Here is a 13,685-nt window from a genome sequence, read left to right as displayed (position 1 = left end):
TGATACTATTTAAGTGCTAATTGGGATTTGGAATTTCAGTATCGGAATTTAACTTTTACATCCAAGTTTCAGTATTGGAATCTGGAATTAATCCCCATGCTGCGGAATTGGAATTTAACTTTTTAAAGGTTTACCATTCATTAACCTTATTGGCATCCATCTTTAAGAAAATAAACAACAAAATAGTGAATCCCCAGAGTCCGGAACCTCCATAGGAGAAGAAAGGAAGCGGCACTCCAATAGTTGGAAAAATCCCTGCAACCATGGCAATATTTACAAAAAAGTGAGTGAATAAAATTCCGGCCACACAATACCCATATACCCGGCTGAATTTTGTCTTTTGTCTTTCAGCCAAATAAATAACTCTCAGTAATAATCCGGCAAAAAGGGAAATAACCACTAGGGATCCCAGAAAGCCCCATTCTTCACCAACAGTTGTAAAGATATAATCGGTATGCTGTTCGGGCACAAAACCACCTTTGGTCTGCGTTCCTTCCAGAAAACCTTTTCCCATCCAGCCACCGGATCCAATGGCGATTTCAGATTGATTGGTGTTGTATCCGATACCTTTCATATCGACACTTTTTCCTAAAAGAATATTAAAACGGTCTCTATGGTGTTGTTTGAAAACATTGTCAAAAACATAATCAACCGAAAGGACGAAACCTGAAATGATAGCCAGTAAAATAGCACTAAAAAGAAGGTTTCGATCGACGACTCTTCCTTTAAAATAGATGATGGTCAATACCGCCAGAGAGATTAAAATTACAACGTAGGGTTCCAGAACAAGTGTTAATACAAATAGTAATATGGCTAAAAAACCAGTCCATACGTACCATGATGGTAATCCTTCCCTAAACAAAACCACGATAAAAATACTATAGATCAGGGCACTTCCCGGGTCGGGCTGTGGTAATATCAGAAGAACGGGTAAAAACACAATGGCTAAAGCCTGAATCTGTCTGTTCGTCTCTTTTAAGTTAATCTGACTGTCACTGAGGTATTTTGCCAATGCCAGTGAAGTTGCAGCTTTTGCAAACTCCGAAGGCTGTATCGTAAAACTTCCGATAGCATACCAACATCTCTGACCGGCAATTGTTTTTCCAAAAAGGAACAGACCGGCCAACGATAATAAGGACACGCCAAAAATAATACTGGCATACTTTTCATAAAATTTACCATCCACAAAAAGAACAATAAAAATTAAGGGAATGGTACAGGCAATAAAAATCAACTGCTTTTCATAAGTACCATCAGTAGATAATAATGAAGAAGAATAGATGTTTAACCACCCCAATATTACAAGTGCAATGTAGATAATAACACTTATCCAGTCAATATTATTTTTTACACTTTGATTTTTCATTTGAAATAATCTTTATTAGTTTTCTTTTGTTGTGTCTACGGTGGTTCTTTTAATTTCTGTTTTCGGGGTTACCGTTTTTGGAGTTCCTGCAGTTTTCGGAACAATAATCTTAGCTTTTAAAACGGAATCTTTCGGTGTAGATTCAATTAAGCTTGCCGGATTTATTCCTCCAACTTTGGCGTATTCGCTAAGTAAACTCTTATTTAAAACCCGGATTTCCAGATCGGTTCTTGAGATTTTTTTTCTCAGATATTTTTCAACCATCAAACTGGCGATTGGCCCTGCAACCGTTGCTCCAAAACCTCCGTTTTCAATCATAATGGCGATTGCAATTTTAGGATTGTCTTTTGGGGCAAAAGCGACGAAAATGGAGTGATCCTTTAGTTTTGTTCTGACACCATCGATTTTTGCGTAGTTTTCGGCGGTTCCTGTTTTTCCGCAAATATCAATGCCTTCGACTCTTAAGGCGTAAGCTGTTCCTTTATTGTAAACATCAAACAGACCACTGATAACCGGAGGAAAATACTTTTTGTCAATTGTAGTTTCGTGTCTGGTTGTAAATTTCGGGTCTATTTTTTTACCCTCAATTTTTTTAATGATATGAGGCGTGTAATAATAGCCCTGATTGGCAACAGTAGCCATCATGTTGGCTAATTGAATAGGTGTCATTAAAACTTCTCCCTGTCCAATTGCGTTTGATACAATAGTAGTACTTCTCCAGCCGCCGTTAGGATATATTTTTTTATATGTTTTTGAAGTTGGAATATTTCCTTTTTTACCCGTTGGTAAATCGTATCCCATAAATTGGCCTAAACCAAAACTTTTTACGTGATTGCTCCAAATGTCTACCGCTTTCGCAGGGTCACCATATTTGTTAATCGTTAACATATAAGACTGTGCAAAATAAGTATTACACGAATTGTAAATACCATTATGCAACTGGTGCGGGCCAAAACCGTGACATTTCATAAAACGACCCCTGCCATAACTGAAACCGTGATGGCACATGAACGTAGTTTGTTCGTTGATTACGCCTTCCTGCAAAGCGACTAAACCAGTTAGTATTTTAAATGGAGAACCCGGAGGATATTCCGCCAGAAGCCCCCTGTCGTACAATGGTTTTGCAATAGAATCATGATACAAAAGCGTGTAGTTTTTAGATCGTTGTCTTCCAACCAAAATGCCGGGATCATAAGATGGGGCAGTAACTAATGCCAGAATTTCGCCCGTTTTAGGTTCAATGGCAACAATTCCGCCTCGTTTATTGATCATTAATTCTTCACCGTATTTTTGAAGTTCAGCATCAATAGTTAAATTAATATCTTCTCCGGCAACGGCAATAGTATCGTATTTTCCTTCTTTATAGGAACCAATTTCCCGGTTATATTTATCTTTCTGAATGTATTTAACCCCTTTTATACCGCGTAAAACTTCTTCATAGCTTTGTTCAACTCCTTGCATTCCTATTAAATCTCCACTGTTATAATAGGGATTTTTTGCAATTAATCGTTCGTTTACCTGAGTGATAAAACCAAAAATATTGGCGCCATAATCTACTTCGTAATCCCGAAGTGATCTTTTTTGGAAATAAAAACCCTCATATTTTCTGATTTTCTCCTGAAAAGCGGCAAATTCAGCCTTGTTTAATTGCGATAGAAAAACCGAAGGCAGCCTCGGGCTGTAGACCCTGGCCTTAGCAATTCTTTTCTGGTATTCTTCTTTTGTGATATTCAGTAAGGTGCAGAATTCATCGACGTTAAGATTTTCTTTGATTTCGCGTGGGATAACCATGATATCATAAGAAGCCTGGTTGGCTAACAATAATTTACCGTTTCGATCATAGATGTATCCTCTTTCCGGATAATCATATGCTTTCTTAATTGCGTTATTTTCTGATTTTAATTTGAAAGAATCATCAATAATCTGCAAATAAAATATCCTGATCACTAGCAAAGATGCTGCAATAATAATTAAAGAGGGCAGCAGAACTTTTCTCATCTTTTATTGGGCTTAATAAGATATATTATTATGATTGAAACGATTATGGTAAAAATGGAACTGAATAAAGTTCGAAGTAAAATGTCCCCGATAAATTTAAACTGGAAAGCTTCAAGCGTGAAAAGTATAATGTGATGCAGGATCACGGATACTAAAATAAAGGAGAATCTTTCGGGTGTCAGTGATTCGTTCAGTTTTATCGTTTGATATTCATAACTCAATCCAAAGGAAAATTTGAAAATATAAGGCCTGTAATACGCTAAAATAACACAGGCTGTCGCATGAATTCCGCCTGAATTACAAAACATGTCCATCGTTAATCCAAGTAAAAAACTGGAGATAATTAAACCGGATCTATTACTGTTTACAGGATAAAGAATAATATACAACAGGTACGGAAAAGGACTTATGTATCCAAGGAAATTCATATTATTGAAAATAACAACCTGAATTGCCAATAACACAATAAATCGAAAAATATTGACTAACAAGGCGCTATTCATCTTTCTCCTTTTTTTCTAAATTAATAAGTTCTTCTCTGTCTTTACTTTTAATAATATAAACATGCCCAAGGTTGGTCATGTCATTAAACAGTTTTACGTTGATCACATAAAAACTCGTTTTGTCCTTAATGTATATTTTGTCAACTGTTCCGATGTTAATTCCTTCAGGGAAAATTACAGACTGGCCACCGGTCACAATCGTATCTCCTTTTCGGATTGAAGCTAATCTTGGAACATCTTCCAGCTGTACAAATCCAGTGCTCTTACCATTCCAGGTTAAAGAACCAAAGTGATTTGATTTCTTGATTTTGGCATTGATCTGCGATTTCATATTCAGGATACTGACTACAGTAGAATAGTTTTTTGATGTATTGTCTACAACTCCAATAATTCCTAAACTATTGATAACTCCCATATCCTGTTTCACTCCTTCTTTTGCACCGGAGTTTAAAGTGATATAGTTTTCGTGTGTATTGTAGGAGTTGTGAATCACCTTTGAAACAATAATATCCGCAGGTTTAACACCTTTAATGCTATCTGCCAAAGGTACTTTTGTGGTGTCTTCCTTATTGAATAAAAGGCTTTTTAATCTTGCGTTTTCAAGTACCAGTTCGTCGTTTTGTGTTCTTAGATTCAAATATTCGTTTACGCGATTAATTCTTTCATAAACACCTCCGCTTAAAAAATTGGCTGAACTGATTACTCTGCTTCTATGGAACGAATGAGATTGAATTGTGAGAGCCAACGAAATTCCTAAAAGCAGCAAAAACAGCAATCGATTACTGTTTCTTATAATGAAATTAAAAATTTGCTGCATTTCTTGTTCGGTTATTTTGTTTCAGGATATGCTATTGGGTTCAAATTTTATCAGCGTCAGATGATTCAATCTGACTCTGATAAAATACATGGATTTTTTATTTTTGAATCTTATTTTATTAAGATGCTTTTGAATTTTGCAATGTTTTTAAGTGCCATTCCGGTTCCGCGAACAACAGCTCTTAACGGGTCTTCGGCAATGTAAACAGGTAAATCTGTTTTTTGTGAAATACGTTTATCAAGGCCTCTTAACATCGATCCGCCACCGGCTAAATAAATACCAGTGTTGTAAATATCGGCGGCTAATTCCGGAGGAGTTTGTGATAAAGTCTCCATTACGGCATCTTCTATACGCTGAATCGATTTGTCTAATGCTTTGGCGATTTCACGGTAAGAAACGTCAACTTGTTTAGGTTTACCGGTAAGTAAATCTCTACCCTGAACTGACATATCTTCCGGTGGGCCGTCTAAATCTTCGATAGCAGCTCCAATCTGGATTTTTATTTTCTCGGCAGTACTTTCCCCAACAAAAAGGTTGTGTTGCGTACGCATGTAATAAACAATATCGTTTGTAAAAACGTCACCTGCAATTTTTACAGATTTGTCACATACAATTCCGCCTAATGCAATAACCGCAATTTCAGTTGTTCCGCCACCAATGTCAACAATCATGTTTCCTTTTGGCTGCATGATATCGATACCGATACCAATTGCTGCTGCCATTGGCTCATGAATCAGATACACTTCTTTTCCGTTTACCCGTTCACAAGATTCTTTTACGGCACGCATTTCAACCTCAGTAATTCCGGAAGGAATACATACTACCATTCTTAAAGCGGGAGTAAACATTCTCTTTTTCAATGCCGGAATACTTTTAATGAACATATTGATCATTTTTTCCGAAGCATCAAAATCGGCAATTACACCGTCCTTCAAAGGCCTTATGGTCTTGATGTTTTCATGCGTTTTACCCTGCATCATGTTGGCTTCCTTACCAACTGCAATGATTTTGCCTGATATTCTGTCACGTGCAACGATTGACGGACTATCAATAACAACTTTATCATTATGTATGATTAAAGTGTTTGCGGTACCAAGGTCTATCGCAATATCCTCGGTCATGAAATCAAAAAATCCCATAAGTTTTTTAGGGGTTTAAAATGTTATAAATTATTTTGAACAAAGTTAAACAAATTAATGTTTAAAATGACGTGTTCCTGTAAATACCATTGCAAGATTATTTTCGTTGCAATAATTTATGCTTAATTCGTCTTTTATTGATCCTCCCGGCTGAATAACAGCGGTTATTCCTGCTTTTTTGGCTAATTCCACACAATCCGGAAAAGGGAAAAATGCATCGCTTGCCATTGAAGCTCCTGTCAGGTCAAAACCGAAAGCTTTAGCCTTATCGATAGCCTGCATTAAAGCATCAACTCTTGAGGTCTGACCCGTTCCTGACGAGATTAATGTTCCGTTTTTGGCAAAAACAATCGTATTCGATTTGGTGTTCTTGCAGATTTTCGAAGCAAATATTAAATCTTCAACTTCCTGAGCGGTCGGCGCTGTAGTAGTAACGGTTTTTAAATGCTCTTTAGTATCCGTAATATTGTTTCTGTCCTGAATTAACAAACCGTTAAGACATGTTCTCACTTGTCTTGAAGGTAATTCCACTTCATTCTGAACTAATATAATTCTGTTTTTCTTTTCCTGTAAAACTGCAATGGCTTCGTCATCATAACTTGGAGCGATTACCACTTCACAAAATAATTTATTGATTTCCTGAGCAGTAGCCAGATCAATTTTAGTGTTTGCAATCAAAACTCCGCCAAAAGCAGAAGTAGGGTCGCAAGCCAAAGCGGCTAAATAAGCCTCGCTGATCGTTTTTCGCGAAGCTAAACCACAAGCATTGTTATGTTTTAAAATAGCGAAAGTAGGCCCGTCAGTTTTAAACTCATTAATTAAGTTTACCGCAGCATCTACATCCAGCAGGTTGTTGTATGATAATTCTTTTCCGTGCACTTTTTTGAACATCGCGTCAAAATCGCCAAAGAAAAATCCTTTTTGGTGCGGGTTTTCTCCGTAACGTAAAATCTGGCCGTTGTCAATGCTTTCTTTATAGATGGTTTCATCTGTATTGAAATAATTAAAAATAGCACCGTCATAATGAGAGGAAACGTGGAACGCTTTTGTAGCAAACAATCTTCTGTTTTCAAGCGTTGTTGCTCCGTTTTGTTCTGTAATCAAATCCAAAAGCAGACTGTATTCATTTACCGAAGCTACAATTACAGTGTCTTTGAAATTTTTGGCACCGGCACGGATTAATGAAATTCCGCCAATATCAATTTTTTCAATAATATCCTGTTCGCTGGCACCTGAAGCAACTGTTTTTTCAAACGGATACAAATCAACAATCACTAAGTCAATCTGAGGAATATCAAATTCCTTCATTTGCTCAACGTCACTTTCGTTATCCTGACGGTTTAAAATCCCGCCAAAAATTTTCGGATGTAACGTTTTTACTCTTCCGCCAAGAATTTCAGGAAAGGAAGTGATGTCCTCAACCGGAACTACAGGAATACCTAAATTTTTGATAAAATCTTCAGTTCCTCCGGTTGAATAAAGTGTTACGTTTTGTTCGTGTAATTTTCTAACGATTGGCTCCAGTCCATCTTTCGAAAAAACAGAAATTAACGCCGATTGTATTGTTTTAGTTGTGCTCATTGTGTAGTTATGATTTTCAGACTGCAAAAGTAGTTTTTTTAAATATTATTTTAAAGAAAATTAATGTAACATTATGGTAAAAAAATCTACTGATGAGTAACTTAACTTTTGTTAGGTTTTTGTTTTTAAATTATTGAATTTTACTTTATTGAAAAATACGAAAATATGATTGTTTATCTAAGGTTATTAAAAGAAAGTTTAAGCTTTGCCATAAATGCTTTACGGAATAATAAATTGCGTACTTTATTGTCATTACTTGGAGTAACAATCGGGATTTTTTCAATTATTGCCGTGCTCGCTGCAGTAGATTCTTTAGATCGTAAAATTTCTAAAGACCTGAGCAGTTTAGATAAAAATACGATTTATTTGATGAAATATTGTTTTGGGCCTTCCGAAATTCCGCAATGGAAAAGAGAACAGTTCCCAAACGTAAAATATGACGAGTACATTGCCTTAAAAAATTCGCTTAACAATACACAACAGGTCGGTTATCAGCTTTTTGTAAATCATGAAAGTTTAAAATACGATTCCAAAACCGTTGCTGATGTCAATATTGTGCCTTCTTCCTTTGAAATGGTTGATATTGACGGACTAAGTTTTGATAAAGGAAGGTTTTACAACGAATCAGAATCAAATTCAGGAACCGCGGTTATTGTTTTGGGATATGAAATTGCACAGGGTCTTTTTGGGACAATGGATCCCATCGGGAAAAACATCAGGCTTTACGGGCAGCGTTTTACCGTAATCGGGGTGATAACCAAACAAGGGGCAGGTTTTTTTGGCGACAGTAATGATACTTCCGTTTATTTACCGGCCAATTTTTTACGCCGAATGTACGGCGACAGCGATTCAATGACACCGGTAATTGTTCTGAAACCCGTAAAAGGGGTTGATATGGATGCCTACAAAGCCGAAGTAGCCCAAAAAATAAGAGGAATCCGTGGGATGAAAGCGGGTGAAATGGATAACTTTTTCGTTAATGTACTTTCAGGTTTTACCGATTTTATTGACGGAATCTTAGGCCAGATGAATGTGGTGGGCTGGATTATCAGTGGCTTTTCGCTCTTGGTTGGCGGTTTCGGTATTGCCAATATCATGTTTGTTTCGGTAAAAGAACGTACCAATCTTATCGGAATCCAGAAGTCGTTAGGGGCTAAAAACAGGTTTATTTTATTCCAGTTTTTGTTCGAAGCCATTATCTTATCGGTCATCGGAGGAATCATCGGATTGCTGATGGTTTGGGGGATTTCGGTGATATTGACCAAAGTATTGGATTTTGAATTTGTCTTAAGTTTCGGAAATATAATTTTAGGAACCAGCCTGGCCGCACTTATCGGATTGATTTCGGGAATTCTGCCGGCCATTTCGGCTGCAAATTTAGATCCGGTGGAGGCCATCAGGACTGGAATGTAAATTCAGACCCTAAAAAAAATCATCTTTTTTTACCACTTCAAATTTTATTTTGATGGAGAATTTATTGTAATTTTAATAGTTTAATTAAAATACGATAACATGATACCAGTAAAAGCTTATGCAGCATACGATGCAGAAAATCCGTTAAAACCTTATACGTTTGAAAGAAAGGAAGTTGGTACGCATCAGGTTCAGATCGAAATCCTGTACAGCGGTGTTTGCCATTCTGATATTCACACCGCAAAAGGAGAATGGGGACCGGTGAATTATCCGTTAGTTCCCGGACACGAAATTGTAGGCCGCATTGTTGCTGTTGGAAGTGAGGTTTCAAAATTTAAAGTGGGAGAACTAGCCGGAATAGGCTGTTTTGTGGATTCGTGCAGAACTTGTCCGAGCTGCCAGGCAGGTGAGGAGCAGTTTTGTGATGAAGGAATGACGCAAACTTATAATAGTGTAGAAAGAGGAACCGATATTCCGACAAGAGGCGGTTATTCGACCAGTATTATCGTTGATGAAAACTACACCCTTCACGTTTCTGAAAAATTAGATTTAAAAGGCGTGGCACCTTTATTATGTGCCGGAATCACTACGTATTCTCCATTGCGCTACTTAAAAGTAGGAAAGGGGCACAAAGTAGGCGTTTTAGGTTTAGGCGGTTTAGGTCATATGGCCGTAAAATTTGCGGTTTCTTTTGGTGCCGAAGTGACCATGTTAAGCCATTCCCCGTCGAAAGAAGCAGATGCCAAAAAATTAGGGGCACATCATTTCGCCCTGACCTCAAATCCGCAAACAATGGAATCATTAGCGAACAGCTTCGATTTTATTTTAAATACCGTTTCGGCCAAACACGATCACAATGCGTATCTGAATTTACTAAAAACAAACGGAACAATGATCGTCGTTGGAGCACCTCCTGCACCGGCAGAAATTCCTGTTTTTACGTTAATCATGAAGCGAAGAAGTATTATCGGAAGTTTGATTGGCGGAATCAAAGAGACGCAGGAAATGCTTGATTACTGCGCCGAACACAATATTACGTCAGATGTAGAAATCATCGATATGTCGTACATTAATGAAGCTTACGAGCGTATGAACAAAAGCGATGTAAAATATCGTTTTGTGATTGATATGGCTTCGCTTAAATAAAAGGTTCTAAGGTGCTGAGTGGCTAAGGTTCTAAGGTTTTTTGCCTCTTTGTGCGATTTAATTTCAGGACTATATCGCAAGAACCGGAGAATATTTCTTCGGTTTTTTTGATTTAAATGGTCTGGTTCTGAAATATAAGGACTGGAAAACTTTATGCTTTTTAAAGTAAGAGTTGACCCTCTTGAAGCTATTTGGCAGGAAGAGCGTCTGTTTTTCTTTTGTGCTATTTTAATGTGAATGTTATGGATAGGAAATAATTAGATAATTTTGAGAAACGGACAATTTAAATTGGGAAAAAAAATGAGCTTTATACTAAAACCTGTCGATGTTGTTGAGTCTATTTCCAGACAAGATTTTAAGAAGAACTATTTAGATAAAAAAAAGCCTTTAATCCTAAAAGGGTTAACAAAAGACTGGCCGGCAAGAGAGAAATGGACAACCGATTATTTTAAGGAAATTGCAGGCGATATTGAGGTAAAACTCGTTGACAACTCCAAAGCAGATCCCAAAAAAGTAATTAATGCTTCCATTGCCACGATGAAATTTGGGGATTATCTTGATTTGATAAAGAGGGAGCCCACACAGCTGCGTATTTTTTTCTTCAATCTTTTCAAACACAAACCCGAATTGGTTCAGGATGTGAAAGTACCAAAAGAATTAATGGGAGGGTTTATAGAAAGTATGCCTGCCATGTTTTTCGGAGGCTCTCAGGCCATCACATTTCTACATTATGATATCGATTTGCCACATCTTTTCCACACCCATTTTGGAGGGAGAAAACAGGTTATATTGTTTGACTATAAATGGAAAAAAAGGCTCTATTGTGTTCCCAATACGACGTATGCTTTAGAGGAATATGATGTTTCCAATCCTGATTTTGAAAAATTCCCAGCCCTGAAAGGCGTCGAAGGTTATGAAGTTTTCCTGGAACACGGAGACACCTTATTCATGCCGACCGGTATGTGGCACTGGATGCGTTATATTGACGGCTCTTTTTCACTGAGTCTTCGGGCATGGGACAGTTCCATAACCCGGAAAATGGCCAGCGTCTGGAGTTTATTCCTGCATGGCGCGCTGGATAGCGCTGTAAAAATAGTTTTCAGGGAACGTTATGCGATATGGCGTGAGAAATTAGCTTTCAAAATAGCCGAAAAAGAATTAAAAAGGGGTAGGCCTAAAAAATAAGTACAGCTTTGCGATATCATTTTTGGACAGGCCAAAGTAAAAAATACCGGGGAAAAATTTCCTCGGGATTTTTTATTAAAATGCATGGGTTTCGAAAAATCTTATTTTCCTTTTAGCAGTTTTTCCAGATATTCGTTCTTTTCTTTTTCTGACTGTATCAAACGTTCGTACAATTTTCTGTTTTCATCTGCCATTTCCATTATTTTATCTAATGCGTTAAATGTGCAGTGACTTGGGTTAGCGATAAAGCTATTGACAGCACTACTGTTGTCATAAAAATTATTGAAATAACTGATCATATTTTCTTCTGTAAAGTTTTTTACCGCCTCAACACTTACACCAAGCGCTTTTGCTACTTCTTTAAGTTTTTCCTCGTCTATAGTTTCGCTGTTCTCGATAATCGAAATGGCCTTTTGGTCGGTTCCTAAAGCTTTTGCAAGGGCTTCCTGTTTAATTTCTTTCCGTTCACGAATACGGCTGATTTTTCGCCCGATATGATTTGGTTTTGTTGCTCTGTTCATAATAATCCAAAGATATTTATATTGCTTTTAAAAAAAAGGCCTTTGGTAAAAAACAGCTTTGCTTTTGTAAGTTACTTTTTTTGGTTCTTTTCGGGTGAAATGACTGCTTACGGTGTATAAAGCAAAAATGTAATTTTTCGCACAATTACTGATTAACGAAAGAAATTTTAAGATATTCCAGAATCTTAAGAATTTAATTTGAAAAACTCACTTTTGGTTTTATGAATGGAAAGGCAATTCTATTCTTGTCCCATTTAATATCCTCCGAATGATAATATTCGTTATTACGCTTATATTTCAAAACAGTATCTTCTTCTTGTGTTGTTCTTCGTATAAATAAACGATCCCGAAATTTCGTGAAAGAATTCAAAGATTTGCGTAAGTCAAAAAAAACTTTAGAATTTACTGTGTCGGAGCTTGAGGCAATAAAAGTTATATTGCGGAAATTATCATTATAATTCAATTTGATAAAATCGTAAATATTTTTATTTGAAAGTAAAATTAAGCCTCTGGGTTGTAGATTAATAAAGTAAGGAATTGTATCCGCTGTTGGAGTTCCGCAGATCATGCCTATTTCATTCCTTTGAAAATAGTATATTTTGGTGTCTGAATCTATAATAAAAGTATCTGTTCCATAAACAAGCCAGCCGGGAATGGGAGGCATAGGTGGAATAGTGTCTTTACCAATGATTTTTTCGCGATTCTCCTGAGAAATTATATAGGGAATATTTTTTTCAACAATCTTTTCTTCTTTTTTAGCACAGTTCAAAAGAGCTAAACAAAATAATAAAGCAACAAATACTCTTTTCATAAACACTAAGATTTAAAAATAAAGATATAAAAAAAGGTCAATTATTCAATTGTGTGCCTACGTTATCAGGAGTTAACCATCTCTACGGCATATCGTAAGTATTTGAGCATTTTAGTTACTACATTGTTGTTGAAAGTTTAATTGTCATTTTAATTTTTCAACAACACTGTTGTAAACTACTTGTTGTATTTTTTTCACAACAGAAATTTTACAACATAAAGTGTTTCAAACTTAATTTTCTTTTTATTTTGACACAATTATATTTTTTGATGTTTTTTATAAAAATAAACCCGACAGTTTTAAGGCTGTCGGGTTTGGTATTTTAGAAGTTTATAGAAACTATCTGATGTTATTATTCTGAATTAAATCAATATATAAGTTGATCTTATCCTTTAAATCTTTTCTTGGCGTAATAAAGTCAAGGAAACCGTGTTCTAAAAGAAATTCGGCGGTTTGAAAACCTTCCGGTAAATCTTTTCCTGTTGTATCACGAACCACACGCGGACCTGCGAAACCAATTAACGCACCCGGCTCAGAAATATTAATATCTCCCAACATGGCGTAAGAGGCAGTAGTTCCTCCGGTGGTAGGATCTGTACATAAAGAAATGTACGGTAAACCTGCTTCTGCAAGCTGTGCCAGTTTTACAGAGGTTTTAGCCAACTGCATTAATGAATAAGCCGCTTCCATCATACGAGCTCCTCCTGATTTTGAAATCATTACAAAAGGCATGTTGTTTTTGATCGCATGATCAATTCCTCTTGCAATTTTTTCCCCTACAACAGCCCCCATAGAGCCGCCAATAAAGGCAAAATCCATACAGCAGATCACAAGTTCTTTTCCTTTTGATTTTCCCACTCCGGTACGCACAGCGTCTTTAAGGTGGGTTTTCTCCATAACATCTTTCAGTCTTTCCGCATATTTTTTTGTATCCACAAAATGCAGGGGATCTTTAGAAGTCATGTTTTTATCTAATTCAACAAATTCATTATTGTCAAATAAAATCTCAAAATAGGTTGCGCTTCCAATTCTAACGTGAAAATCATCTTCAGGGCTCACAAATAGGTTTCTGGCCAATTCGTCAGCATCAATAATTTTTCCCGTTGGAGATTTGTACCACAATCCTTTCGGAACGTCCATCTTATCTTCTGTAGCGGTCGTAATCCCTTTTTCCTGTCTTTTAAACCAAGCCATATTTATTGTTT

General features: G+C 36.6%; 12 protein-coding genes. 3 read left to right on the top strand and 9 right to left on the bottom strand.

All coding sequences use genetic code 11. The features are described from left to right. Nucleotides 1–130: 130 nt before the first annotated feature. The 6 genes from rodA to purH form a co-directional block, all read right to left on the bottom strand. A complete protein-coding gene (gene rodA / locus D0817_RS08085) occupies nucleotides 131–1,366 on the bottom strand; it encodes a rod shape-determining protein RodA (RefSeq protein WP_127337885.1) in 1,236 nt (411 codons plus the stop codon). Between the two features lie 15 nt (nucleotides 1,367–1,381). Further along, nucleotides 1,382–3,364, bottom strand: a complete 1,983-nt coding sequence (mrdA, locus tag D0817_RS08080; RefSeq protein WP_127337884.1) for a penicillin-binding protein 2 — start codon at nucleotides 3,362–3,364, stop codon at nucleotides 1,382–1,384. Continuing rightward, entirely contained in the window at nucleotides 3,361–3,867 is a 507-nt protein-coding gene (locus D0817_RS08075; protein WP_127337883.1) for a rod shape-determining protein MreD, read from the bottom strand. Before D0817_RS08075 ends, mrdA begins: the two co-directional genes overlap by 4 nt. Continuing rightward, a complete protein-coding gene (gene mreC, locus D0817_RS08070; RefSeq protein ID WP_127337882.1) occupies nucleotides 3,860–4,684 on the bottom strand; it encodes a rod shape-determining protein MreC in 825 nt (274 codons plus the stop codon). The genes D0817_RS08075 and mreC overlap by 8 nt, the downstream gene beginning before the upstream one ends. 110 nt (nucleotides 4,685–4,794) lie before the next feature. Further along, nucleotides 4,795–5,823: a rod shape-determining protein gene (locus D0817_RS08065; RefSeq protein WP_007804822.1), complete on the bottom strand. Its 1,029-nt coding sequence runs from the start codon at nucleotides 5,821–5,823 to the stop codon at nucleotides 4,795–4,797. A gap of 54 nt (nucleotides 5,824–5,877) precedes the next feature. Continuing rightward, complete coding sequence (purH, locus tag D0817_RS08060) at nucleotides 5,878–7,404, bottom strand: bifunctional phosphoribosylaminoimidazolecarboxamide formyltransferase/IMP cyclohydrolase (protein WP_127337881.1); 1,527 nt, start codon at nucleotides 7,402–7,404, stop codon at nucleotides 5,878–5,880. Nucleotides 7,405–7,569: 165 nt separating this feature from the next. Here purH and D0817_RS08055 point away from each other — a divergent pair, with 165 nt between their 5' ends. The 3 genes from D0817_RS08055 (at nucleotide 7,570) to D0817_RS08045 (ending at nucleotide 11,148) form a co-directional block, all read left to right on the top strand. After that, nucleotides 7,570–8,817 (top strand): ABC transporter permease, encoded by a 1,248-nt coding sequence (locus D0817_RS08055; RefSeq protein ID WP_127337880.1) that lies wholly within the window; start codon nucleotides 7,570–7,572, stop codon nucleotides 8,815–8,817. 99 nt (nucleotides 8,818–8,916) lie between these two features. Continuing rightward, on the top strand, nucleotides 8,917–9,963 hold the full coding sequence (locus tag D0817_RS08050; protein WP_127337879.1) for an NAD(P)-dependent alcohol dehydrogenase: 1,047 nt from the start codon (nucleotides 8,917–8,919) through the stop codon (nucleotides 9,961–9,963). A gap of 300 nt (nucleotides 9,964–10,263) precedes the next feature. Further along, a complete protein-coding gene (locus tag D0817_RS08045; protein WP_127337878.1) occupies nucleotides 10,264–11,148 on the top strand; it encodes a cupin-like domain-containing protein in 885 nt (294 codons plus the stop codon). Nucleotides 11,149–11,249: 101 nt separating this feature from the next. On the opposite strand, the gene D0817_RS08040 is transcribed toward D0817_RS08045, so the two are convergent. The 3 genes from D0817_RS08040 to accD all read right to left on the bottom strand — a co-directional run bounded on the left by D0817_RS08040 (nucleotide 11,250) and on the right by accD (nucleotide 13,674). Next, the gene (locus D0817_RS08040) at nucleotides 11,250–11,669 is read right to left on the bottom strand and encodes a helix-turn-helix domain-containing protein (RefSeq protein WP_127337877.1); all 420 of its coding nucleotides are present in this window, start codon (nucleotides 11,667–11,669) and stop codon (nucleotides 11,250–11,252) included. A gap of 193 nt (nucleotides 11,670–11,862) precedes the next feature. Continuing rightward, entirely contained in the window at nucleotides 11,863–12,480 is a 618-nt protein-coding gene (locus tag D0817_RS08035) for a hypothetical protein (RefSeq protein ID WP_127337876.1), read from the bottom strand. Nucleotides 12,481–12,819: 339 nt separating this feature from the next. Continuing rightward, nucleotides 12,820–13,674 (bottom strand): acetyl-CoA carboxylase, carboxyltransferase subunit beta, encoded by an 855-nt coding sequence (gene accD, locus D0817_RS08030; RefSeq protein WP_042566115.1) that lies wholly within the window; start codon nucleotides 13,672–13,674, stop codon nucleotides 12,820–12,822. Nucleotides 13,675–13,685 lie beyond the last annotated feature (11 nt).

It is taken from the genome of Flavobacterium cupreum, assembly GCF_003996965.1.
GTDB classification, from domain to species: Bacteria; Bacteroidota; Bacteroidia; order Flavobacteriales; family Flavobacteriaceae; genus Flavobacterium; species Flavobacterium cupreum.
This window is presented reverse-complemented; position numbering and strand designations above follow the sequence as displayed.